24 protein-coding genes and 2 tRNA genes are annotated in these 24,937 nt (G+C 34.0%); 14 read left to right on the top strand and 12 right to left on the bottom strand.

The genetic code is table 11. The annotated features are described in order from the left end of the window. Positions 1-52: 52 nt before the first annotated feature. The gene (locus tag GIY83_RS16045) at positions 53-826 is read right to left on the bottom strand and encodes a class I SAM-dependent methyltransferase (RefSeq protein ID WP_065452128.1); all 774 of its coding nucleotides are present in this window, start codon (positions 824-826) and stop codon (positions 53-55) included. A 26-nt stretch (positions 827-852) separates the two neighbouring features. Then, positions 853-1,671, bottom strand: coding sequence for a type I methionyl aminopeptidase (map, locus tag GIY83_RS16040; protein WP_194618132.1), 819 nt, complete (start codon positions 1,669-1,671; stop codon positions 853-855). A gap of 262 nt (positions 1,672-1,933) precedes the next feature. On the opposite strand from map, the gene GIY83_RS16035 reads away from it, so the two are divergent. Next, positions 1,934-3,190, top strand: a complete 1,257-nt coding sequence (locus GIY83_RS16035; RefSeq protein WP_194618133.1) for a DUF445 domain-containing protein — start codon at positions 1,934-1,936, stop codon at positions 3,188-3,190. Between the two features lie 88 nt (positions 3,191-3,278). Here GIY83_RS16035 and gpmI read toward each other — a convergent pair whose 3' ends face one another. After that, entirely contained in the window at positions 3,279-4,796 is a 1,518-nt protein-coding gene (gpmI, locus tag GIY83_RS16030) for a 2,3-bisphosphoglycerate-independent phosphoglycerate mutase (RefSeq protein ID WP_194618141.1), read from the bottom strand. Positions 4,797-5,444: 648 nt separating this feature from the next. Between gpmI and GIY83_RS16025 the strand changes: the two genes are divergently transcribed. Further along, complete coding sequence (locus tag GIY83_RS16025) at positions 5,445-6,167, top strand: murein L,D-transpeptidase catalytic domain family protein (protein WP_208682480.1); 723 nt, start codon at positions 5,445-5,447, stop codon at positions 6,165-6,167. Here the strand turns inward: GIY83_RS16025 and GIY83_RS16020 are convergent. Further along, positions 6,156-7,742 (bottom strand): murein L,D-transpeptidase, encoded by a 1,587-nt coding sequence (locus tag GIY83_RS16020; RefSeq protein WP_208682478.1) that lies wholly within the window; start codon positions 7,740-7,742, stop codon positions 6,156-6,158. The genes GIY83_RS16025 and GIY83_RS16020 overlap by 12 nt on opposite strands. Before the next feature lie 564 nt (positions 7,743-8,306). Here GIY83_RS16020 and GIY83_RS16015 point away from each other — a divergent pair. Then, a tRNA-Gly gene (locus GIY83_RS16015) sits at positions 8,307-8,379 on the top strand. Between the two features lie 107 nt (positions 8,380-8,486). Continuing rightward, positions 8,487-8,559, top strand: a tRNA-Gly gene (locus GIY83_RS16010). Between the two features lie 140 nt (positions 8,560-8,699). On the opposite strand, the gene pepE is transcribed toward GIY83_RS16010, so the two are convergent. After that, entirely contained in the window at positions 8,700-9,407 is a 708-nt protein-coding gene (gene pepE / locus GIY83_RS16005; RefSeq protein ID WP_208682476.1) for a dipeptidase PepE, read from the bottom strand. A 164-nt stretch (positions 9,408-9,571) separates the two neighbouring features. On the opposite strand from pepE, the gene GIY83_RS16000 reads away from it, so the two are divergent. The 7 genes from GIY83_RS16000 (at position 9,572) to GIY83_RS15970 (ending at position 15,635) form a co-directional block, all read left to right on the top strand. Continuing rightward, positions 9,572-10,339 (top strand): carboxypeptidase-like regulatory domain-containing protein, encoded by a 768-nt coding sequence (locus tag GIY83_RS16000; protein ID WP_228520562.1) that lies wholly within the window; start codon positions 9,572-9,574, stop codon positions 10,337-10,339. Continuing rightward, positions 10,326-11,054 carry a carboxypeptidase-like regulatory domain-containing protein gene (locus tag GIY83_RS15995; RefSeq protein WP_229029120.1) on the top strand — a complete coding sequence of 243 codons (729 nt, stop codon included), beginning with the start codon at positions 10,326-10,328 and terminating at the stop codon, positions 11,052-11,054. Before GIY83_RS16000 ends, GIY83_RS15995 begins: the two co-directional genes overlap by 14 nt. Beyond that, complete coding sequence (locus GIY83_RS15990) at positions 11,044-11,802, top strand: hypothetical protein (protein ID WP_194618817.1); 759 nt, start codon at positions 11,044-11,046, stop codon at positions 11,800-11,802. Before GIY83_RS15995 ends, GIY83_RS15990 begins: the two co-directional genes overlap by 11 nt. Further along, positions 11,799-12,305: a DUF6702 family protein gene (locus GIY83_RS15985; RefSeq protein ID WP_194618815.1), complete on the top strand. Its 507-nt coding sequence runs from the start codon at positions 11,799-11,801 to the stop codon at positions 12,303-12,305. Before GIY83_RS15990 ends, GIY83_RS15985 begins: the two co-directional genes overlap by 4 nt. Positions 12,306-12,371: 66 nt before the next feature. After that, on the top strand, positions 12,372-14,609 hold the full coding sequence (locus tag GIY83_RS15980; protein WP_194618813.1) for a M1 family metallopeptidase: 2,238 nt from the start codon (positions 12,372-12,374) through the stop codon (positions 14,607-14,609). 103 nt (positions 14,610-14,712) lie between these two features. Next, positions 14,713-15,072: a twin-arginine translocase TatA/TatE family subunit gene (locus GIY83_RS15975; protein ID WP_194618811.1), complete on the top strand. Its 360-nt coding sequence runs from the start codon at positions 14,713-14,715 to the stop codon at positions 15,070-15,072. Further along, positions 15,072-15,635 carry a phosphatase PAP2 family protein gene (locus GIY83_RS15970; protein ID WP_194618809.1) on the top strand — a complete coding sequence of 188 codons (564 nt, stop codon included), beginning with the start codon at positions 15,072-15,074 and terminating at the stop codon, positions 15,633-15,635. Before GIY83_RS15975 ends, GIY83_RS15970 begins: the two co-directional genes overlap by 1 nt. Before the next feature lie 497 nt (positions 15,636-16,132). On the opposite strand, the gene GIY83_RS15965 is transcribed toward GIY83_RS15970, so the two are convergent. The 7 genes from GIY83_RS15965 to GIY83_RS15935 form a co-directional block, all read right to left on the bottom strand. Beyond that, on the bottom strand, positions 16,133-16,876 hold the full coding sequence (locus tag GIY83_RS15965) for a phytanoyl-CoA dioxygenase family protein (RefSeq protein WP_194618807.1): 744 nt from the start codon (positions 16,874-16,876) through the stop codon (positions 16,133-16,135). An 89-nt stretch (positions 16,877-16,965) separates the two neighbouring features. After that, positions 16,966-17,607, bottom strand: coding sequence for an O-methyltransferase (locus GIY83_RS15960; RefSeq protein ID WP_208682474.1), 642 nt, complete (start codon positions 17,605-17,607; stop codon positions 16,966-16,968). A 110-nt stretch (positions 17,608-17,717) separates the two neighbouring features. Continuing rightward, positions 17,718-18,116 carry a hypothetical protein gene (locus tag GIY83_RS15955; RefSeq protein WP_208682472.1) on the bottom strand — a complete coding sequence of 133 codons (399 nt, stop codon included), beginning with the start codon at positions 18,114-18,116 and terminating at the stop codon, positions 17,718-17,720. A gap of 255 nt (positions 18,117-18,371) precedes the next feature. Next, complete coding sequence (locus tag GIY83_RS15950; protein ID WP_194618794.1) at positions 18,372-18,923, bottom strand: YceI family protein; 552 nt, start codon at positions 18,921-18,923, stop codon at positions 18,372-18,374. 6 nt (positions 18,924-18,929) lie between these two features. After that, positions 18,930-20,312: a hypothetical protein gene (locus tag GIY83_RS15945; protein ID WP_208682471.1), complete on the bottom strand. Its 1,383-nt coding sequence runs from the start codon at positions 20,310-20,312 to the stop codon at positions 18,930-18,932. Between the two features lie 7 nt (positions 20,313-20,319). Further along, positions 20,320-20,886, bottom strand: coding sequence for a YceI family protein (locus GIY83_RS15940; RefSeq protein WP_194618790.1), 567 nt, complete (start codon positions 20,884-20,886; stop codon positions 20,320-20,322). A 208-nt stretch (positions 20,887-21,094) separates the two neighbouring features. Then, positions 21,095-21,661: a YceI family protein gene (locus tag GIY83_RS15935; protein ID WP_208682469.1), complete on the bottom strand. Its 567-nt coding sequence runs from the start codon at positions 21,659-21,661 to the stop codon at positions 21,095-21,097. A gap of 321 nt (positions 21,662-21,982) precedes the next feature. Here GIY83_RS15935 and rlmN point away from each other — a divergent pair, with 321 nt between their 5' ends. From rlmN to GIY83_RS15920, 3 genes are all read left to right on the top strand, one after another. Further along, positions 21,983-23,032 carry a 23S rRNA (adenine(2503)-C(2))-methyltransferase RlmN gene (gene rlmN / locus GIY83_RS15930; RefSeq protein ID WP_208682467.1) on the top strand — a complete coding sequence of 350 codons (1,050 nt, stop codon included), beginning with the start codon at positions 21,983-21,985 and terminating at the stop codon, positions 23,030-23,032. A 302-nt stretch (positions 23,033-23,334) separates the two neighbouring features. Further along, positions 23,335-24,312: a polyprenyl synthetase family protein gene (locus GIY83_RS15925; RefSeq protein WP_194618787.1), complete on the top strand. Its 978-nt coding sequence runs from the start codon at positions 23,335-23,337 to the stop codon at positions 24,310-24,312. A 60-nt stretch (positions 24,313-24,372) separates the two neighbouring features. After that, positions 24,373-24,927, top strand: coding sequence for a LemA family protein (locus GIY83_RS15920; RefSeq protein WP_194618785.1), 555 nt, complete (start codon positions 24,373-24,375; stop codon positions 24,925-24,927). The last annotated feature ends 10 nt before the right edge of the window (positions 24,928-24,937 follow it).

Below are 24,937 nucleotides of genomic sequence, written 5' to 3'. Positions count from 1 at the left end.
AACTTTTTTAAATGAACTTATATCACTTATAGGGTGAAAAAATCCGAACGATTTAGTTTTCTGGTTTGAAGCAAAGCGGAATAATTTCTCCCTTTGCCAAACAATATTTCTCTACTAATTCCGGTGTAATTTTATTGGTGTAATCTTCTTCGATTACGATAAAACCAATGCTTCTTAATTTATCAAAATAATCGCGGCCGTAAATACGAACGTGATCGTACTGACCAAATATTTTAGCGCGTTCTTTTTGATCTGTAATAGTATCATCAGCAAAAGTTACCGCTCTCGATAAATCTTGTGGAATTTGAAGAATCGCCATTCCGCCTGGTTTTAGCACGCGAAATAATTCCTGCATGGCTTTTGTATCGTCCGGAATATGCTCCAGAACGTGATTACACAAAATCACATCGTATTCATTGTCTTTAAAAGGCAAATTACAAATATCTGCTTTTACATCGGCCAAAGGCGAAAACAAATCGGTTGTAGTATAATCAAGGTTTTTTTGCTTACGGAATCTTTTATAAAAAGCTTGTTCCGGTGCAAAATGCAATACTTTTTTTGGCGCAGTAAAAAAATCTGTTTGATCATTTAAATACAACCAAAGTAAACGGTGTCTCTCTAACGAAAGTGTACTTGGAGAAAGCACATTATTACGTTGTTTTCCGTATCCATAAGGTAAAAACGATTTAAAGCTTCTCCCGTCAATAGGATCAGTATATTTTGTTCCTTTTAATGAAAATGCCAAAACCGGACGAGCCACATAGCTCAAACGAATTAATAATGGACGGGGTATTGTATTAAGTACTAATTTGAATAATTTTTTCACAGGGTTTATTCGGGGTTGAATTTTAATTATAGAACTAACGGCACTTTTCTGAATTCATCTTCTTCATTGCTTTCAATTCCAAGAGCTTTGTAGATGTACTGAAAAGTCGATAACAATTCTGGTTTTCCATCAATTAAAGCCACGTCGTGTTCGAAATGTGCGCTCGGTTTTCCGTCAGCAGTGGTAATTGTCCAGCCGTCTTTATGTTGTTTGATATTTTTTGTTCCCATATTAATCATTGGCTCGATTGCGACAACCATCCCTTCGATAAATAACTTTCCGCGACCTCGTTTTCCGTAGTTTGGCATTTCTGGTTCTTCGTGCATTTTTTGCCCTAAACCATGACCTACCAATTCGCGAACAACTCCGTAACCGTGTCCTTCAGTATATTTCTGAATCGCATTTCCAACATCTTCAACACGATTTCCGGCTTTAAATTCTCTGATTCCTACGTAAAGAGATTCTTTCGTTACCTGCAAAAGTTTTTTAACTTCAGGAGCAACCTCTCCAATTTCGAAACTATACGCGTGATCACCGTGATATCCGTTTTTGAAAGCGCCACAATCTACCGAGATAACATCACCGCTTTTCAAAGGTGTATTATTAGGTATTCCGTGCACAACTTGCGAGTTTGGACTCATACAAAGTGAATTGGGAAAATCATATAATCCTAAAAAGCTTGGTACAGCACCGTGATCACGGATAAATTCCTCAGCCAATTTGTCTAAATATAATGTGGTAACTCCTTCTTTAATTTCAGAAGCAATCATTCCTAATGTTTTAGATACGATCAAAGCACTTTCGCGCATTAATTCAATTTCTTCACGTGATTTTACTATAATCATAATTTCGGATTTTCAGTTGGCAAAAGTACGATTTTAATATTATTTTTTTTATGTTGAAGTGTTTAAAATTTTCGCAACGAATTTCACCAATTAACACGAATTAATTTTTATAATCGGCTTAAAATTAATTCGATTATTAAAAATCAATTTTAAAGTAATTGTAATTCGTGCTAATTCGTGCAATTCGTGGCAAACGACAATAAATAACGTTTCGATTTGCCGGAAAAAACGTAAATTAGTAAGAGTTAAAACTAATTAAATTATGGAAACGTCTATAGATCAGGAAAATATATCCAAGAAAAAAGCTTTAAATAAAATGAAAGGCAACGCTTTAGCCCTTTTAGGCGTCGCAGTGCTTTTATTTATCATCGCTATTTACTTTAAAATTCCCATGCTGCAGGCTTTTAGCGAAGCGGCAATGGTGGGCGGAATTGCCGATTGGTTTGCTGTTGTGGCATTATTTCGTCATCCGTTAGGAATTCCGATTTGGCATACCGCTATTATTCCGACCAAGAAAAATGAGATTGGTGAAAACCTCGGGAATTTTGTTTCTGAAGAATTTCTGAATCGTGAAAAATTAGAAATTAAATTAGAGGAATTCAACTTTGCTACAAAAGCATCGGATTGGTTGTCTCAACAGGAAAATGCCAATAAAATTGCCAATCTTGTCGCGGTGAATATGATTCCCGGAATTTTAAAAACAATAAAAGATGAAGACATAAAGCGATTTATTCAATATCAATTTAAGGAGAAACTGGAAGGAATCAATTTTGGAGATTGGGTAGCATTGGCTTTAGAACCTTTGCAAAAAGGCAATGTAAAAGATGAACTGCTGACCAACCTTCTGGATGTGATGAGTACAGAGTTGAGTAATAACAAAGATCTGATTCGTAAAAAAGTGAAGGAATCTACGCCGTTCTTAAGTTTTGGCCTGGCAGATAAAAAGATTTCAGAGGGTGTTTTTAATGGACTGGCGGAGTTTTTACATGAAGCTAAGAATCCGGAAAGCGCAGTAAGAATAAAAATAGACGAATACGTTTATGATTTTCTGGATAAAGTAAAAAACTCCGAAGAAATGCGGATCAAGATCAATAACATGATTTTGAGTTTTGCAGGCAAAAAAGAAGTTCAGGATTATATCAACGGAATTTGGGATGAAATAAAACTGTCTATTTCAAATGATTTAGAAAAAGGTGATCAATCTTCGATTAAAAATAGCATTTCAGGCTTGATTCAGGGTTTTGGAAACGGAATCAACGAAGATCCTGTAATGATCGATAAGATCAATAATTTCATCAAAAACGATTTACTTTCTATTCTGTTAAACAATAAAAAAGTAATTGGAGATTTAATTTCTTCCACCGTAAAAAGTTGGGATGGTAAAGAAGTTTCAGAAAAATTAGAATTAGAAATAGGGAAAGATCTTCAATACATTAGAATCAACGGAACTCTGGTTGGAGGTTTAATCGGGATTTTGATTTATTGCGTAGAGTGGACGTATCACTATTTTGTGGTGTGATTGCTCAGGGACAGCTGGAAAAACAAAAAAGAGACAAATTATAAAAACATGTCTCTTTTTTTTTGTTGTCAAATAATATGAAGTGCTTCTACAATAACGAATGACAAGTCATTGCGTTTGGCTGCTGAACTCCCATTAATTCTAAAATAGTAGGAGCGATGTCACCAAGAACACCATTTTCAATGTTTTTTAATTCTTTGTCAACCAAAATAATCGGCACAGGATTGGTTGTGTGCGCAGTATTTGGGCTTCCGTCAGGATTAATCATGGTTTCGCAATTTCCGTGATCGGCAATTACGATTGTGGTATAATCGTTGGCAAGAGCCGCTTCGATAACTTGCTTTACACAAGCATCAACAGCTTCGCAGGCAAGGATTGCCGCGCTCATGATTCCGGTGTGACCTACCATGTCTCCATTAGCAAAGTTTAGACAAACAAAATCAACTTCTTTTTTATTCAATTCAGGAACAAGAGCAGCTGTAAGTTCATAAGCGCTCATTTCTGGCTGTAAATCGTAAGTAGCTACTTTTGGCGAATTTCTCAAAATACGGGATTCACCTTCAAAAGGAGTTTCTCTACCGCCAGAGAAGAAAAACGTCACGTGAGGATATTTCTCTGTTTCGGCAATACGAATTTGTTTTTTGCCTGCTTTTTCAAGAACCTCACCAAGAGTTTCGGTAATGTTATCTTTATTGTAAACTACTTTTACGTTTTGGTATGTTTCGTCGTAATTGGTAAGCGTTACATAATACAAGTTGAGCTTGTGCATGTTTTGCTCGTGAAAATCTTGTTGCGAAAGCGCTTCTGTAAGTTCACGGCCTCTATCGGTTCTGAAATTAAAGAAGATCACCACATCACCTTCAACAATTGTAGCTAAAGGTTTTTCGTTTTCATCTACCATTACAATTGGTTCAATGAACTCATCTGTAACATGATGTGAATAGCTGTCAAGAATACTTGCAACCGCATTTTTTGACGGAGTTCCTATTGCATTAACAACTAAATCATAAGCTAATTTTACACGTTCCCAACGTTTATCACGGTCCATCGCATAATAACGACCAATGATTGAAGCGATTTTTACAGGAGTATCTTTAATGTGTTCTTCCAGATCCTGGATGTATTTTGCTCCTGATTTAGGGTCAACATCACGTCCATCTGTAAAAGCGTGAACGTAAACCTGATCTAAACCATATTCCTGCGAAGCATCAATTAATCCGCGTAGGTGAGAAGTATGAGAGTGAACACCACCATCAGAAACTAATCCTAAAAAGTGAACTTTTTTATTGTTTTCTTTAGCATAAGTAAAAGCATCAACAAGAACTTGTTCTTTAGCAAGTGTCTGGTGTGCTACAGCTAAGTTTATTTTGGCTAAATCCTGGTATACAATTCTTCCGGCACCCAGGTTCATATGACCTACTTCACTATTTCCCATTTGCCCTTCAGGTAAACCAACATTTAATCCGTCGGTTCTAAGTTGTGCACTTGGGTAGTTTTGGTAAAGGCTGTTTATAAAAGGAACGTTTGCATTGTCTATTGCAGATACTTTAGGGTCAGGAGATTTTCCCCAACCGTCTAAAATCATAAGTATTACTTTTTTGTTCATCATTTTTAGTTTTTTACAAAGATAAGTCATTTCTAAAATGTGCAAGAAAGCATTTGTACAATTATGTTTAATAAAATGAAGTGTAGTAAAAAATAATAAATTAATTAAAGAATTCTTTATTTTTTAAAATAAATTCAGACTAAGCTCTTTTTCTAATCTTATTTTTAGCTGCGTTATATCCGATAAACTATGTTTTAAGGTAGTATTATTGTATAAACAGTCGTGTTGTGTTTGGAATCCTTCCCTGTTTTAAGTTCGAAAATTGAAGCGTTCTTTGATGTAAAGCTGAAAGGCTATTGGAAGCATTTTGGGGTAATCTTTTTGATTCGCAGAGACGACATTTTCAAAAGAATAAAAAGGCCTTTTTTTGTGAAATTTCCATAAGGTACAATAAAATAGATAGTTTCTTGTTTTATTTATTACAGAAGAAGTTTCAAAATTACCATTAAATTTTGTTTTTATTAAGAAAATTTCTATAAATCTTAGGATTGTATGCAGAAGAAAAAATCTTACATAAATAATGGTTTTATGTTAATAATGTTAAAGTTTCAACAAAAAAAGCCTGATTTTCAGGCTAATATTTTGAGAACCTAAAAATATTTATACTTTTGCCTTACCCAGATTTTATTATTAACCTAAAGAAATTCAATGATTTACAAAATTTATCCATTGCTAGTGTTTTTGTTATTGTCTTTTGGTAAAGATTCAAATAACACTCCCGAAATTAAAGAAGCAACTACAAAAAGTATTGCTAAAGTTGAGAAATTTACTATCGAAGCAAAAATTGAAAGTGTTTATCATACCTTAAATTCTAACAATTTTAATTTGCCGGGACTTAAAACTTTTTCTGAGGCCTTAAAAGGGTTTTATTTATTAAAAGAAAAAGGGGTTATCCAGAAAGATATTTTAACTGTTATTGATTTTAGTTTGTCATCAAATACAAAACGCCTTTGGGTAATTGATTTGACAACAAATACAATCCTGTTTAATTCTTTAGTTGCTCACGGAAGAAATACCGGAGAAGAATTTGCTTCGAATTTTTCGAATTCAAATTCCTCTTTCAAAAGCAGTTTAGGTTTTTATGCAACAGGAGAAATTTATCAGGGAAAACACGGAGCTTCTTTGCGTTTAGATGGTTTAGAAAACGGAATTAACAGTAATGCTCGTCAAAGAGGAGTTGTAATGCATGGCGCCGATTATGTTTCTGAATCTTTTATCAGAGATCATAAAAGATTAGGCAGAAGCCAGGGTTGTCCGGCACTTCCAGTCGAATTGACGGATGAAATAATTAAACTAATAAAAGACAAATCGTGTTTGTATATCTACCATCCGTCAAGAAGTTTTGCGATGGAAGAAAGACTAATTTCTTAATTTAGCATACAAATCCGAATCCAGATTATAAATATCAGCTCTGAAAATGAGCTGATTTTTTTTGCTCCATGCCGTCCAGTACCACTGATACAAAGCGTACTTTTTTGTAATTCTGATACTTGTTGTTTTTTTTGAAGCAATAATGGTATCGATTCTGTCTTTTGACCATTTCTCTGAATCGTTTAAAATATGTTCGGCCAATTCCAGAGGATTCTCCACACGCACACATCCTGAACTCAACGAACGATTGCTTCTTCCAAAATTATTACGGTGATTAGTATCATGTAAATACACACTATGGTGATTTGGAAATAAAATTTTCATTAACCCCAAAGCATTGTTGTAACCGGGACTTTGTACATAGCGATAATTTCCCGGTTTGTTTTCGTTCCAGTTGTTAGGGGCAACCGCATTTCCGGCAGTATCATATATAGTAATGTTTTTATTGGCCAGGTAATTACGATTTCGTTTCATTGCCGGAACAACATCTTCTTTTAATATCGTTGGCGGAACCGTCCATGTAGGGTTGAAGACAACCGTTTTTAATATCGAAGTTATAATGGGTGTTTTTCTTTTGCTCGTTCCTACCACAACATTACGCGCCAAAGTAGTATCTTGAGCCTCGACTACATTCAGGCTGTAATCCGGAATGTTTATGATGAAATAGTTTTCGGCTAAATCATTATTATACCATCTCCAACGTTCTAAGTTGGCGATAATTTGTTGTTTCCTTCTTTCTTTAGAATAATTTAAAGCGCTAATAGTTCCTACACCAATAACACCATCAGATGCCAGGCCGTGTCTTTCCTGAAATTTCTTTATAGATTCAAATGTTTTTTGATCATAAATTTTAGTCAGACTATCTTTTTTAGGCATGTCTTGCCAGTAAATAAGCCTTTTTTTAATGTTTATTAAGGCTGAATTAGTGTCGTTTAAGGAGATTTTGTCTACAGATTCAATTTTTTTGATATCATCATCCGGAAAAGTATTAATGATTTCAAGCGACTTTAATAGTTGTTTATAGATATAGGCTTTTGACTGAATATTATCAACCACGCTATCTAATTTGTTCTTATTAAAAGCTTTGATAAGGACATTGTTTACATCAAAAGTTTTCTCTTCTAAATCCCAATCATTATATAACTTTTTTGGGTTTAATTTTCCTTTGTAAAGATGATTTAAATACTTTTCGAAGTTATAAGTAATAAGTATGTCGTATGTTGCAAGATCAGCATCGTTTAAAGAAGCAATTTTTTCTTCAAATTTCTTTAGCTTAGAAGCTTTGTAATCTTCAGGCTCTAGACCCAGTTCCCCGGCTTTTGATAATTGAGATAAAACGTAAGTTCTCTTTTTTAAGTTTCCCCAAACAGTTTTATTGTCAGATGAATTGTAAAATTGTTTCAGCGTTTCGCTTTTAAAAGTGCCAATAAGTGCAGTATCAATTTCTACTTTTCTTTCATCAGTAAGTATGATAGCCGGTGCGGTTTTTTTGACCACAGCAGGAATTGGTTTTGGTGTTTCTTTTTTACAGCCAATAAAAATGCATATTACTAATAAGAAGTAAAGTTTGTTCATTCGGTGTTTTTTTTAAACATTAAGTAATGTTCGCTACTATTTTAATATCAAATGGCTCAGCCTGGGGTTGGTGTTCCATTTTTTTTGTAAAAGCCATTATGGTTTTAAAACCAGGTCAACTTTATTAGCATTGCAGTAGGTTGGGCAATGTTTAATTTGAGTATTTTTCAAATTCTTTTCTTGAGATGTCTTTCTGGAACTATCCTTCAAAGAATTTGCGCTTGATTTTACTCGGCAAATATAGTACTGATTTTGTTCAATAGCGAAATAATTCCTATTAAATTTTCATTGCCAAATAAATCCAAAAGACGCTTTGTTTTTTAATCATATACTTTCAAACATGCAACCGTGTATAGGTTTCTCTATTTTAATAACGAGTTGTCAGACGATATAAGTTCTTTGGGAGCTATTTCTTTAATAATATTCCTATTTTTCGAAAAAAAAATGATTCTATAACTTTTTAGTTTTAAATGTATTATAAATTATTGTTGTTTTTTATTGAATTTTTTTGCGAAAAAGCTTGTTTTGAACTTAACTTTATTTTTATATTTGCACCACAGTAATGCGAAAGTAGCTCAGTTGGTAGAGCTCCAGCCTTCCAAGCTGGTTGTCGCGAGTTCGAGCCTCGTCTTTCGCTCTAAAAAAACCGGAATTTAATTGTTTCGGTTTTTTTATCAAAGTTAAATAATTTTTGTTTTTAATTTTTTTTAATCATTTAATTGTTTATATTTGCACCCTGTTAATGCGAAAGTAGCTCAGTTGGTAGAGCTCCAGCCTTCCAAGCTGGTTGTCGCGAGTTCGAGCCTCGTCTTTCGCTCTTCAAGATCCTCAAACAATTTGTTTGGGGATTTTTTTTTTTTTTTTTTTTTTTTTTGAAATTCCAATATATTGGAAATTCCAAATTCCAATTTATATTAATCGCTTTGTTGGAATTTGGAATTTTAAAAATTTGGAATTTTATTTAAGATTGCTCAAATCACTTTCAGTTTCTAATTCCTTTGGTGTTTCGTTTTGTAAAAATAAACGAGCCGATAAATTTCCTTTTAAAGTAATTGTGTTGCCTTTTACTTCGAGCCAGCTACCTTCTCTTAAGCCTAAAACCGGAATAGTGTTAAAAGCATGAAACTCCTTAATTCTCGTTTCGCGCGTTTCTCCCATATGTTTAGATTGCGTGTCAGGGTCTAAATAATGTGGATTTAAGTTGAAAGGAATTAATCCCAATGTTTGAAAACTTGGCGGGTAAATAATAGGCATATCATTAGTCGTTTGCATCGATAAACCGCAAATGTTCGATCCGGCACTCGTTCCTAGATACGGTGTTCCGTTTTTTACGGTTTCTGCCAAAACCTGCATGACATTGTGTTTGTATAATTGGGTAACCAGTAAAAAAGTATTTCCGCCGCCGGTAAATATTCCTTCGGCATTTTTTATTGCGTCACCTGCATCATCAAATTCATGAATTCCCTTAACTGGAATGTTTATTGATGCAAATGCTTGTGAAACTTTGCTGGTGTACTGGTCATGCGAAATGCCGCCGGGACGAGCAAAAGGTATAAATAAAATACTTTTACAATTTTTAAAATGCGATTCTAAAGTAGGGAGTAGATACTCTAAATAGCTGCCTTCGTGAAGTGTAGAAGTGCTGGCAATAATAATGCTTTTCATAAAATTTAAACTCAGATTGTTTAGGTTAAAGATATTAAAAAGTCTCTTTTTACTGGTGATAAACAAACTTTAATTAACATATTTTTACCATGTCCTTAATACTAAATTTGCAATAGATTAAGATATTTTTACAGCTTTAAGAAAATCTCTAATTTTTTGTCATTTTGATTCATAAGGCTATATGTGTTTTGATATTTGTTGTAGGGCAGGCCGGCTGGTGTCAGTCTGACGACAGAACGATGTTGAATGGTCGTATAACTGCAAACAGTGCCGATTTAGAAGGTGTTTATGTTATTAATGCGCAAACAGAGGTAATGACCACAACCAATGAGTTGGGGTCTTTTTCGATTGCTGCAAAACCAGGAGATGAAATCGTTTTTTCGTCTATACAATTCAAAGAAAACAGAGTTTTGTTGAAAACGGAAAATTTTTCGGATGTCAATTTCTCTGTTAGGCTCAATATAGTAATGCATCAATTACAGGAAGTTGTTGTTAAGAATTATAATGGTATAAATGCTGTTGCTTTGGGGATTATTCCAAGTGGTCAAAAATCCTATACAGAGGCCGAAAGGAAATTGCATACGGCGACGGCATTAAATGCTACTGCAAATGCAGGAGGTATGGCTGGAGGTTCTTTTTCTGCAGATCCGCTATTGAACTTTTTCTCGGGCCGCACCGCAATGCTTAAAAAAGAAGTAGCAGTTGAGAAAAAAGAATTTTTTCTGAAGCTTTTAGAACGTATGTTTACGCTGGAACATTTTATTGACCGATTGAAAATTCCGGCAGAATATGTAAAAGGCTTTGAATATTATGCAGTCGAAAATGATAAATTCACAGTAATTTTGAATTCTAAGAACAGAACCTCAACAGAGTTTTTGTTAGGAGAATTAGCTGTAAAATATAAAGAAATAATTGAACGTGAGAATAAATAGCATTTTACAAATAACCCTTTTGTTATTGATCGTTCAGATTAGTTTTGGACAAAACAACACTTCAAAAGAAATTACCGGGCAAATATTTGAACAATCTTCGAATGTCGAGGGAGTCAATATTATCAATAATACAACCCAGGTTACTGCTGTTTCAGATGCAGGCGGTATGTTTTCTATTGTGGTAAAAGAAGGTGATGTGTTGGTTTTTTCGGCTGTAAATCTGGATCCGTTCAAACGCCGAATTACAATTGAAGATTTAAATTCAGGTTCTATTGTGGTTAAAATGAAAGCCAAAGAGATAGAATTGAAAGAAGTGATTGTAAATGAAAACGCAAATGTTACTGCTGAAAATTTAGGTATAATTCCGTACGGTCAAAAAAAATATACTCCGGCCGAAAGAAAAGTCTATACCGCGACTTCAACTCCTGGAGATATGTTACTTAACGCAATTTCCGGCCGAACTGCCATGCTCAAAAAAGAAGTAAATATTGAGAAAAAAGAGATTCTTTTCAGGAAAATAGAATATCTTTTTGATGAGAATTATTATACAGAAAGATTAAGAATTCCAGTGGCAGATATCAAAGGATTTCAATTATATTGTGTAGATGATGCTGAATTTGCCGTATCTTTGGATACTAAGAACAAAACGATGAGTATGTTTTTAATAACAGATTTAGCAAGGAAATATCTAACAATTCTCGAAAATGAAAAATAAACTAGGAATACTCGTTGTGTGCTTATTTTGCCAGATTGCACTGGGACAAAATAATTCAAGGAAGCCATTACATGGACAAGTTGTGAATGATTCTATAACTCTTGAAAGTGGTTATGTAATGAATTTAAATGCCAATATCAGAACTTTTATTAGTTCAAATGGTTTGTTTGATATTATGGCAAAGCCAAAAGATACTTTATTGATTACAAGTATGGCTTTTCAGTCTAAAAAAATTGTTTTAACAGAAAAAAATTGCGCCGACAGACTTTTCTTAGTACAGATGGATTTGGTGAGCAATCAGTTAAAAGAGGTTGTGGTTCACAAAGATTTAAAAGTAAAAGCATTTGATAAAAATAGCCAGGCTATAGTAGATACTAAATTTGTTGATGATGAAAAGTCGTCTCCTAAAAATAGATTTATCTATGATGGTACAATTGAAAACGGAGTTGATTTTGTGCGAATATTTAAAGACGCAAAAAAATTAATGAGAAAGAAAGATGTTGATGTAGTGCCGGAAGAAGAAGCGAGTGATTTTGCTTTTACCATGTATGCAAAAGCTAATTTTACTCCTGATTTTTATACAGATACATTAAAATTGAAAAAAGAAGAAGTAGATATCTTTTTACTGTTTTGTGCTGTTGATCCGGAATCTAAAAAACATTTAAAACAAGAAGAAAAGTTTGAACTAATGGATTTTCTGATTACTAAAAATCAGGAATTCAAAAAAGTGAATGTTTCCGGGAAATGAAAAAAAGATTAACCTATTCTTTACTAGTAATACTGTTTTTATCCCTTACAGCGTTTTCATTCCATAAATTTTATATGGGAGTTTTTCAGGTCAATTATGCGGCCGAAAAGAAAATGATTCAAATTACTTCCCGAATTTTTATCGATGATCTGAATAACGGGATGGAAAAGAAATACCATCAAAAAACTTATGTTGGTACTGATAAGGAAACCCAGGCTGATATTGATTTATTGAAAAAATATCTTGCTGAAAATTTTACTATAAAAATAAACGGTCAGTCAAAACCCATTACTTTTTTATCTAAAGAAGTAGAAGCAAACGATGTTTTGGTTTGTTATTCCAGAATAAAAGACATTAATACATTTAAAACAATCGAAATTTCGAACACTATTTTAGTCGATTGGAATGCCGAACAGCAAAATATTACACATATATCAGCATTTGGCACTAAAAAGAGTGTTCTCTTTACGGAATCTTCAAGGAAAGAATTGTTAAAGTACTAAATGATAGTTAAAATTATTATTTTAATTGTTATTTTCACACCCTGATAAAATTACCATTAAAAATTTATGAAAAAACTTTCATTATTATTGATTTTTCCTGCAATCTTAATCGCTCAGGAAAAAACAGTTGCGCCAAAACAACAAGGAAAGTACGATACAAACAAATTCAGCCAGATGTATGATTTGTTGGCAACACCTAATATGTTCCGTACAGCGTCCGGAGCACCAGGGCCAGCATATTATCAGCAACAGGCAGATTATAAAATTGACATCGAATTAGACGATAAAAATTCAAAAATAAACGGTTCTGAGGTGATTACCTATTCAAACAATTCACCGGATAGTTTAGAGTATTTATGGATTCAGCTGGATCAGAATCAGGCAAAGCCAAAAACTCAGACCTCTTTGGCCGAAAGCGAAAAAATAAATCAGGTTTTACCACTTGAAGGTTTTTCGAGCAAATATTTAAAGAAAGATCTTGAACGCGGTTTTAATATCGAATATGTAAAAGATTCAAAAGGAAACCCAATGTCGTATACCATCAATGAAACGATGATGCGTATTAATCTTGTAACGCCTTTAAAGCCGGGTGAGAAAATTTCAATGGCTATAAAATGGTGGTATAATGTAAATAATTATAGAAAAGAAGGCGGGCGTTCAGGTTATGAATTCTTCGAGAAAGACGGAAATAAATTATATGTAATTGCACAGTTTTATCCAAGAATGGCCGTATATAACGATGTCGAAGGATGGCAGAATATGCAGTTCTGGGGAAGCGGAGAATTTGCTTTGCCTTTTGGAAATTTTGATGTAAACATTACAGTTCCTGCAGATCACGTAATAGATGCTACAGGGGAATTAACAAACAGAAGCGAAGTTTTTACACCAGAACAGGTAAAACGTTACGAACAAGCTCAAAAATCATTTGATAAACCTGTTGTAATTGTTACACAGGCAGAAGCTGAAGCAGCAGAAAAAGGATTCTCTGAAAAGAAAAAAACATGGAAATTTAGTGCAAAAAATGTACGTGATTTCGGTATTGCTTCTTCAAGAAAATTCATTTATGATGCAATGGCCGTAAAAATTGGCAACAGAGTGGTTATGGCAGAATCTGTTTATCCAAAAGAAGCAAATCCGCTTTGGGGAGAAACATCAACAATGGTTGTAGCACATACCTTAAAAAGTTATTCATCACACACATTTGATTATCCTTATCCAAAAGCAGTATCAGTTTCTGCAGAAGATCAAGGTATGGAATACCCAATGATTTGTTGGAATTTTGGTCGCCCGGATGAAAATGGAGTGACAAGTAAAGAAGTTAAAAACGGAATGATTGGTGTTGTAATTCATGAAGTAGGGCACACTTTCTTCCCGATGATTGTAAACTCTGATGAGCGCCAATGGAGCTGGATGGATGAAGGTTTGAATTCATTTTTAGAATATTTGGCAGAGCAGGAATGGGATGCTAATTTCCCTTCAAGACGTGGTCCTGCAAAAAATATCGTTCCTTATATGAGTGGTGATCAAAAGTTTTTAGAGCCAATTATGTCAAACTCAGAAACGATTCATCAATTTGGAAATAATGCATACGGAAAACCAGCTACAGGACTTAATATTTTAAGAGAAGTTGTAATGGGCAGAGAATTGTTTGATTATGCTTTTAAAACCTACGCCAACAGATGGAAGTTCAAGCATCCAACCCCTGAAGATTTCTTTAGGACTATGGAAGATGCTTCTGCGGTAGATCTTGACTGGTTTTTTAGAGGATGGTTTTACTCAACAGATTTTGTCGATATTGGCATCAAAGATGTAAAACAATATTATGTTTCTGAAACTCCAACAGCCGACCTTAAAGATGTAAAAGTGAAAAAAGGACGCTTTGGTTTCGAAAAAGGACCATTTGTTTATTTAGTAGCAGGAGATAATGCAGAGGTCAATGATTCGAGCAAAAAAGCCTTAAAAGTAGAAGATGTAAAATCATTGGCTGATTATGTAAGCCAGACTTTTACAGCTCAGGAAAAAGCAGAACTTAAATCGCCTAAATATTTCTATGAAGTAGAATTTAATAAGCCAGGCGGCATGATTATGCCAATTCTGGTAGAGATTACTTACGAAGACGGAACAAAAGAGAATTACCAATATCCGGCTCAGATCTGGAGAAAAAGTAATGATACCGCAAAGAAAGTTTATGCAACTTCAAAATCGATAAAAAGCATTCAGATAGATCCAAAATTAATGACAGCTGATATTGATGTGACCAATAATTCCTGGCCAAAAGTAGAAGTAAAGTCTAAATTTGAGTAATAATAAGCCTGAAAGACTCTGAAAAGAGTCTTTTTTTTTAAGTAAATTTTAAAACTCTCAGCTACAAAATTTAATATCTTTGTGGCACACAAAAATAAAAGATATGTTTGGTATAGGAGGAGGAGAACTAGTTTTTATACTGTTTATAGTACTAATGCTTTTTGGTTCAGACAAAGTGCCTGAAATTGCCCGTACAATGGGTAAAGCAATGGCGCAGCTAAAAAATGCAACCAATGATATTAAAAGTGAAATTCAAAAAGGGGCGGAGGCCAACGGTCTTGACCAAAACTCTTTAAACAGTATCACAGGTAATATCAATGCTCAGATTAACGATGCTAAAACAAATCTATTAGGAGACAGTACAAATTTAACTTCAAATATGTTGGGTGATACGGCCACAGAAATAGATAAAGTAAAAGAAGATATAGATTCTATCTCAGGACCCGTAAAACGCCAATTATAATGCTCGAAAGAATAAAAGAATTAGATACCAGTCTATTGGTATACCTTAACAGTTTAGGTTCACAAACATACGATAAGTTGTGGCTGATTATTACCAATCAGTTAAACTGGACACCACTTTTTTTATTAATGTTTTATCTTATTTACAAAAAAATAGGAGGAAAGCAAACCCTTTATGTATTGTTGTTTATAGCGGTTTTAATTGCTTTTACAGATCAAACCACGAACTTGTTTAAATACACATTTCAACGTTTACGTCCTTGTAATAACCCAGATATCAATACAATTATACGTGTTGTTCAGGTACGTAAATCCTATAGTTTTTTCTCAGGACACGCCGCCAATACAATGGCAGTAGCAACCTTTCTTTATTTGGTATTAAAACGTCATTTTAAATATTTGGGATTCTTGTTTTTATGGCCTTTAATTTTCGCCTACAGCCGAATTTATTTAGGATTACACTATCCTGGAGATATCCTTACAGGTTATTTCTTTGGAGCACTTTTCGGTTTCTTAATTTATTTAGTGTACCGAAAACTAAAACCACAATATTTTCCGGGATAATTTTCAGGAGCTATTTACTTGGTCAGTTCGCTGTCGCTAGTGTCCAGCTCTCCGCTATATCTTTTGTTTTTTAAAGAAAAAAACAAAAGGATGCCGCTTCCATCTGGGCTATGCCGCTCATTTTCAAAAGAAATTTTATTCTATAAAAAGATAAAAGGCTTTAACCAAAACATTATGTTTTGGTTAAAGCCTTTTTTAATTTAATTAAATTTTAACCTCAATATTGTCATCTCGACAGAAGGGAGAGATCACACGCGTAAATCTACAAAGATTGGTGAATTTCTGTTTTAATTTCCTTGCTGTTGAAATGACAAACTACACAGAAATATTATTATGAAAATGATTGCCCTAGCCCCGATAGAAGTGGAAATCCTCTTGTGTCCGCCGCGGCGGACACAAAAGATTGAAACGGATTGCTTGGCTCAGGCTCGGGTGCGGGATTTGCTCCTGAAAAAAAATTAGGTTTTTATTATAGAAATCGAAATGACAAATAACAACTAAATCATTTCACTAAAAGAAGAATTCTCAAGAATAGTTTTTTCGCTCCATTCTAATTCTTCAGGAAGTTGTTGTTTGCTCAGTTCAATATGAATAACCCTTCTTCTTTCGTTATTGGTAGTTTTGTTTGAGGCGTGAAACAGTAAAGGTTTCATGATCATAATACCGCCTTTTTCGACTTCGCAGATGGTTTCTTTTTCCTTCTCAAAATCTAAATGTTCGATTCTCAAAATTCCTTTAGAATGCGAATTATTGATCACCTTTAAAGCACCATTATCTTTCGTCGTTTTATCAATATGAATTCTGATTGTAAAGTTATCTTCTAGAATTTCTTTAGGAGGCTGAACAGCAAACTGATTTTGTTTTACAGTCCAGTTTTCAAAGTTTGCAGCTTCAGTTTTTTTATTAACCGAAATAGTTAAATCCTGATGATAAGCCACAAACCAATTCGACTTTTCAGGTTTATCAAAATAAATCGATTTGGTTATAAAGTATCCCTTGCCAAAATTTGAGGCTATAATATCTTTTAAGTTCTCATTAAAGATATAGGGTAGCGTTTCAGGAACTTCTTTGTGAAATTGTCTTATAGCAAATAAATCCTGGGATTTTCTAAAAGTGGTATTCTCAGTTTTATTTTCTGTACTATTTTCAATTAAAGAAATCAGTTTTTCGATTTCATTTTCAGAATAAATATCATTAATAATTGTAAAACCTTCGGAATTTATCTCACCCGTGTAATTCATTACTTATATTTTTGAGTTGCTTTTGCTTCAGCTGTTTTTATACTCCATTGCACAACTTGTATCTTAGTGCCTGGAACTCAGAATCTTTTTTAAAGTACTCTGCTAACCGTCAAGCCATCACGAATAGGCAATAAAACCGTCTCCACTCTAGGATCGTTTTTCAAAAGTAAGTTATATTCTAAAAGTACTTTTGTACTCACATCATTAGGGTGAACAGGTTCCAGGATTTTTCCGCTCCACAAAACATTATCAGATAAAATGATTCCGCCTTTATTCATTTTAGGAACAATCATTTCCCAATAATTTAAATAGTTTTCTTTATCGGCATCAATAAAAACCAAATCAAATTTTACATCCAGATTTGGGATAATATCAACGGCTTCACCTAAATGCTGAAAAATTTGTTTTCCCCAAGGCGATGCATCAAAATATTTACGCTGAAAATCAACCAGTTCTTCTTTAATATCAATAGTATGCAATTGTCCCTTTTCCTGCATTCCTTCGCACAGGCACAAAGCAGCATATCCTGTATAAGTACCAATTTCAAGAATATTTACCGGACGAATCAGTTTAGACAACATGCTTAAAACGCGACCCTGAAAATGTCCGCTTAACATTCTTGGTAAAAGTATTTTCTGGTACGTTTCCTTATTAAGTTTCGCTAATAATTCCGGTTCGTTTTCAGAATGTTGTTCGATATAATCTTCCAGTTCTTGTGATATAAAATGCATGTTGTAGAGTTCTAAATTTGAAAAGCAAAAATACAAAAATATCGCTTCGCTTTTTTGCATAAAAAAACCATCCGCGTGGCGGATGGTCTTAGTTTTAAATTCAAAAGAAACTATTTTTTCAAAGCTTCATTTACATCTTTAGCCGTTTTTACGGTTCCGTCTTTAGCGGCTTTTGCAGCTGCTTCGGCTTTTGCAGCTGCTTTTTTTGATGCCTCTTTTACGTCTGCAGCAGTTTTCTTAGCGGCATTTTCTACATCATCTGCTGTTTTTTTAGTAGCATCTTTTACATCCTGAACGGCATTCTGAGAAGCTTCTTTAGCACTTGCAGCAGCATTTTCTGCCTTAACAACTGCACTGTCTTTTACTTCTTGAATATCTGTTGTTAGAGTGTCCACTTTGTTTCCAAGAGTTAATTCGTCTTCTGCTGGTTTTGTTTCTTTCTTTTCGCAAGATTGAACAGCGAATGCTAATAAAGCGACAACAGCTAAGCTTAAAATTTGTTTTTTCATAATGAATGATTTTTTTTAGGTTGATAAAATTTAAAGGTTATAAAGCTGAAAAATAAAGATACACATTTTAAAATCATTGAGCTCTTTGTAAGATTATTTTCCTTTTGACGTTAAGACAATTCTCGTGCCAAATTTTAACAGCTAAAAAAAATAGTATGAAATTTTTAAAAATAAAAAAGGTACCTCGCCACAAGATACCTTTAAAAACAAATTATACATGAAAACAAATTTAAAGACAAATTCTAAATTAGATTTTTAGTTTTTGTATAAACTAAAATTAACTACGATTTCATCTCTAACTTTTATTAATCCTGCCATTTTTACGGGAGGTTCTAATTCTATATCAGAAAAATTTAAATTAAGTGATCCCTCAACTTTATTATCAGAACTGTACAATATAAAATCCTTGTAGTTAAGAGTTTTGTTTGTAATCAAAAAAGTGAGATTGCATTTGTAATTTTTACCAAATTGTTGCACATCTGTGATCCTTACAGTACTGTTAGGGAACTTTTTTACTTTTACGGTTCCTTGGAGATCTTTAGTCATGATTTTGTTTCCACAATCAAAATCCGACATTTTAATCTCAGTGTTGAAATTGTTTTTTTTGTTCGAATTCAGGAAAACAGTATCCTTTTTTGAAAACGTATTCGAACAATTGTATTTCCCTACAGTAGATATTCCGGTAATTTCTATTTTAATTTTATTTATTACCAAAGTTGTATTTTCTGCTGGAAAAGTGGGTTTAGCACTTCCGAAAAAAAAGAAAATTGCTAAACCCGTAATTAAGATTAAAAATCTTGTTTTCATTTTTTTTTAGAATGAAATTGTAGCTTCAAACATTAGTCCTTCAAATTTTCCGCCGTAGAAATCATTTGGCATAGATACACCACCTACGTTTGCGAATTGTTGGTAATTTTTATAATTCTGTTGCACGTATGAAAGTTTTGCCAGAATGTTTTTAGTCATAAACCAACCTGCAGCAGCTTCAAATCTATTTACCTGAACAGCTTCGGCATCAGAGTTTCTTAGTTTACCATCTACTAAGTTGTATTTGGCACCTACATATAGATTCTCATGACTTCCAAAACGGTATACTAAATCTCCAACATATTGGTTGACTTTACGAGTATCATCAGTTCCTTTATAATCACCTCCAGAAGCAAATTCTAAAGTACCAAAGAATTCAAAACCTTTATATTTTACAAAAGGGTTAACCATGTAAGAAGTGGCCCAGTTTCCAAATCCGGGATTAAATCTACCCGTATCCTTATTGCTTTCGGAATCTAAGATGTTTGAAGCTGGGTAACCAATTGTTCCGGCATGTGTCATAACACTATAAAAACGGCTTCCTGCTCTGTCTGAAGAATATAAGTTTCCGCTAGAATTTGCTGTGTGATATAAAGATCCGGTAAGTCTGATTCTTAAATCACTATTAATTTGTTTGTCCCAGCCTAGTTTAGCTAAAATCGTAGGGCTAATAGTCGTATTTTGATCCGGAGTAGCTTCAGTAGTAGGTCCTGGAATTACTTCTTGTACATTTTGATTTAATTTAGAGTTTGTTGCTCCAATCATACTTACAAAACCATTTCTGTTATAGTATATTTCAGCTCCCATTTCAGTAGTAAAAGCATCCATGATATTGTTCCCAATAAAGGGGTTTGTTATAGTATAAGCGTTGTTGCTTCGTCTAAAATGCGCATCACCATAGTTGTTCTCCATTTGACCAATTTTGATGGTCGTATATTTCATCACATCTTCAAGAAGACCTTTTTTAATGAAATCTAATTTGTCAATTTGCAAGTATCCGCCTTGCACCCAGGTTTCGTGGTGGTGTCTAGAAGCAAGATAGATGTCTAAGTTTACACGTACACCATCTGCTAATTGTGCGCCAATGGTCATATTAGCATTAGGTAAATTAAAATCGTTAGTCAGATTGTTTAATCGGTAAGCAGCATTAGCTCCAGTTAAATTTTTCTGATCGTTGAAGGAATTTATGGCCTGAAATTGTAATGCAAATGCACCACCTAAGTCAACACTAATACCTTTATAAGCAGTAGTATCTTTTCTAACGTCGAACACATTGATTGCTCTTTGGTCACGGGGAACCTGATTCTGGATATGTCCAAAGCTAAGTTGCTGCGCATTAGCAGCAAATGTGCCTGCTAGTGCTATAAATAGTAAATAGATTTTTTTCATGGTAGTATTAATTAAAGTTTAGATTAAATTTTACGGTCAAATCCTGACCAGTTTTAATAGTGCCTAACATTGCAGTAGGAGATTTCATTCCAAATTCTGTAAAAGTAATTTTGTTAGATCCCTGCAAGTTTAGTCCGTTTGCTGTAACAGTTGTTTTTACTGTTGTTTTAAGTAGTTTGCTAACTCCGGCAATAGTATAAGTTCCGGTTAACTCCCAAGTAGTTTCATTTACTTTTTCGGCAGATTTCAGCACATATTTGATGTTTTTGTTTTTATCTGTTTTCAAAGTTTCGTACGCTACTTTGTCCATGCTTTTTTTCTCGCTTTTTACGCTTTCTGCTAAAAGAGTTATCGATAAAGATTCTATATCTGTTAGTTTAGAATTTGTAATCGTCAGGTTTGCAGTTCCGGTTCCTGAGGCTGATTTCATTTCCCAGTCATGTAAGGTTGATGTACCTAAAACTGAAAAGGTAGATTTGCTGTCAAGGGTGTAACTTTTTTGAGCAGTTGCGAATGAAGTTATCCCTAAAAAGGAAATAACGAAGGCTAGTAATTTTATTTTTGTTGTTCTCATAATTATTTGTTGTTTAGAATGTTATTGTTTTTTTAGTTGTTTTATTGAGTATTAATGCTCTTAACTTTTGGTGAGTAGGCTATATGTTAAGAGCATTTTCTGGGGAAAAAAGGGGCAATATTTAGCCCATGGCCTTTACAGCCAGAGAGATAGTTAAGAATGTTTTGAAATAGATTTTAGTTTCGATTTCCTGAAAAACCGATTCAGGTTAGCTTAGAATGATGTTAAAAATAACCGTTAAGTCTTTTCCTGTTTTAACAACCCCAAGAGCTGCCTTAGGAGGAGTCATTTCAAAATCACCAAAAGTAATTTGATTAGAACCCTGCAAAATAAATTTTCCGTTATCAGCCGTTACTTTTACCTGAGTTTTGTATTCTTTGCTGACACCGGCGATAGTGTAAATTCCGGTGAGATCCCAGGTTGTTTCGTTTATTTTCTCGGCCGATTTTAAAACGTATTCGATAGTTTGGTTTGTTTCTGTATTTAAGGCTTCGTAGGCCACCTTATCCATACTTGTTTTGCTGCTTTTTAAGCTTTCGGCCATTAAGGTAATAGTCAAACTATTTAAGCCTGCGAGTTTAGAATCCTTAACTGTTAGATTAGCAGTACCGGTTCCTTCTGTAGATTTCATTACCCAATCGTGCACGGTAGAAGTCCCGGCAACTTCAAATGTTGATTTATTTACCGTGTAGTTTTTTTGGGCGTTGGTGTGTAATGACAATGTGGTAAAAAGCATTGCCAATAAAATTGATTTTAGTGATGTAATTGTTTTCATTTTGATGATGCATTGGGTTATCATTCAAGTATGGAATTTAAATTTGTTAGTCTTGCTACAGACTAATAAGTGGTATTATTTCTTGGATCAAAAGTATTGTGCATACGCAGAAAATGACATGATAAAAATCATTGTTAAAATTTTATTAAAATCTTATTTATAGCTATAACGTTTTCATTTTCTTCTTTAGGAGCTAAAAACTTACAAGGGACTTATGATCTTTATTTGTTTAAGGTTTCTTTTTTTTTGTAATTGAATCATTTTTTAAGATTGTAGGGTACTTTATACCATTAGAAATGAACAAATACTTAAATTTGCACCATGCAAATTGAGAAAAAAGACATACGAGCCTTATCAAAAGATCAGTTACGCGATTTTTTTGTCGCTAATAATGACAAAGCTTTTCGCGGAAATCAGGTCTATGAATGGTTATGGAGCAAAGGAGCACATAGTTTTGAGGATATGACAAATGTTGCCAAAACAACCCGTTCTATGCTCGAGGATAATTTTGTTATCAATCATATAAAGGTTGATACCATGCAGCGCAGCAGCGACGGAACCGTAAAAAACGCAGTTCGTTTACATGACGGTCTTGTGGTAGAATCTGTTTTGATACCAACTGATACAAGAACAACAGCTTGTGTTTCAAGCCAGGTGGGTTGCAGTTTAGATTGTAATTTTTGTGCTACCGCACGTTTAAAAAGAATGCGAAATCTGGAAGCTGGAGAAATCTACGATCAGGTTATTGCAATTGATAAAGAAAGCCGTTTGTATCACAATCATCCACTTTCCAATATCGTTTTTATGGGAATGGGAGAGCCTTTGATGAATTATAATAATGTCATTAAAGCCATTGATATGATTACCTCGCCGGAAGGTTTAGGAATGTCTCCAAAACGTATTATGGTGTCGACATCCGGAATTCCTAAAATGATCAAGAAAATGGCCGATGATGATGTAAAATTCAAATTGGCGGTTTCTTTGCATTCTGCCATTGATGAAATACGTGCGAGAATCATGCCTTTCAGTAAAAACTTCCCGCTGGTAGATTTAAGAGAAGCATTAGAATATTGGTACAGAAAAACAAAAAATAAGATTTCGTACGAATATGTGGTCTGGAAAGGAATCAACGATGACAAAGCCTCAATTGATGCTTTGGTGAAGTTTTGTAAATATGTGCCATGTAAAGTAAATCTGATAGAATACAATCCAATTGATGACGGAGAATTCCAGCAAGCATCCGAAGAATCTATTTTGGCTTACATAAAAGCATTAGAAAATATTGGAGTTGTGGTAAAAGTTCGTCGTAGCCGAGGAAAAGATATCGATGCCGCTTGTGGTCAATTAGCCAATAAAGAAGCGGAAATGTAATTCCTTCAGGAATCATTCAACGTAAAACATGTTCCGTAGGGACATTTCATAAGTAAAGCATTAAAAACGAGATTGATTCTTGTTCTTAATGCTTTTTTTGGGCAAAAAGGATGCTGATTTTTTGGGGCACTCTTTTTTGAAAATATATTGGTGTTCAATTTTTTTTTAATTTGATGGATTCAAATTGGCAGGTAAATTGAGAATGTTTTGGACGCGTTTTCTTAATTATTCTATAAATTATTGATATACTAACCTAAAATACACAACGTTTTTTTATTTAAAATAGTATATTTGGGATCGAAATGAATATTACTTCTCAAATAAAACAGCCCATCTTTAACGAGATGGAACTTTTTGAAAAAAAGTTCCATGAATCGATGACTTCAAAGGTGGCTTTACTGAACCGTATTACCTATTATATAGTAAACCGCAAAGGAAAACAAATGCGTCCGATGTTTGTTTTTTTAACCGCAAAAATGGTTTCAGAAGGTACCGTAAATGAAAGAACCTATCGTGGTGCTTCGGTAATCGAACTTATTCATACCGCAACTTTGGTACATGATGATGTGGTAGATGACAGTAATCGCCGTCGCGGATTTTTCTCTATCAATGCCCTTTGGAAAAATAAAATTGCCGTTTTGGTGGGAGATTATTTATTGTCTAAAGGTTTGCTGCTTTCTATAGATAATGGCGATTTTGATTTACTAAGAATTATATCGGTTGCCGTTCGCGAAATGAGCGAAGGTGAATTACTGCAAATAGAAAAAGCCAGAAGACTCGACATTACAGAAGATGTTTACTACGAAATCATCCGAAAAAAAACCGCAACCCTTATTGCGGCTTGTTGTGCTCTTGGAGCAAAATCTGTAATTGAGGATGATGCTAAGGTTGAAAACATGAGAAAGTTTGGTGAACTTATCGGGATGGCTTTTCAAATCAAAGACGATTTATTCGATTATAGCGAGGAAGCCATTGGTAAACCAACCGGAATCGATATTAAAGAGCAAAAAATGACCTTGCCTTTAATTCATGTTTTAAATACCTGTACTTCGCAGGAAAAAAAGTGGCTGATAAACTCCATTAAAAACCATAATAAAGACAAAAAGCGCGTTAAAGAAGTAATTGCTTTTGTAAAAAATAATAATGGTTTGGCTTACGCCGAAAATAAAATGGTGCAATTTCAGCAAGAAGCACTTTCATTATTAGAAAATTTCCCGGATTCGGAGTTTAAAGATGCCCTTACTTTAATGGTAAACTACGTAATCGAGAGAAAAAAATAATCTCACGCTCTATTCTTAATATTTTTATTGTTAAATTGGTCTTTAATTTAATAATAAAATATGGTTATTTTACTCGTAATAGTTTCGCTTGTTGTCATTTTTGGTATTTACCTCATAGTACTTTACAACGGTTTTGTATCGAAACGCAATATGCTCGAAGAAGCGCTGAGCGGGATAGATGTTATTCTAAAAAAACGATTTGATTTAATTCCGAATCTGGTTGAAACCGTAAAAGGATATCTCACCCACGAAAAAGAAACATTGGCCAATATTGTAAGTCTGCGTAATCAAGCCCTAAATGCTGGTACTGCAGATGAAAAAATACAATTCGACAAGAAACTGGGGAATGCCGTGGGAACTATTTTTGCCCTGGCAGAAAATTATCCGGACTTAAAAGCCAATACCAACTTCTTGAGTTTACAGGAAGAATTAAGCGAAATCGAAACCGAAGTAGAACGATCAAAACGATATTATAATGCAACTGTCAGAGATTACAATATTGCCGTAGAATCTTTTCCGGGTAATATTGTGGCCAGTTCTTTTGGTTTTCCAAAGAGAAACTTCCTTGAAATAGAAGACGAAAAACAAAGAGAAACACCTAAAGTTCAGTTTTAATTGTAGTATA

The organism is Flavobacterium sp. SLB02 (assembly GCF_009664855.1).
In the GTDB taxonomy this organism is placed as follows: domain Bacteria; phylum Bacteroidota; class Bacteroidia; order Flavobacteriales; family Flavobacteriaceae; genus Flavobacterium.
This window is presented reverse-complemented; position numbering and strand designations above follow the sequence as displayed.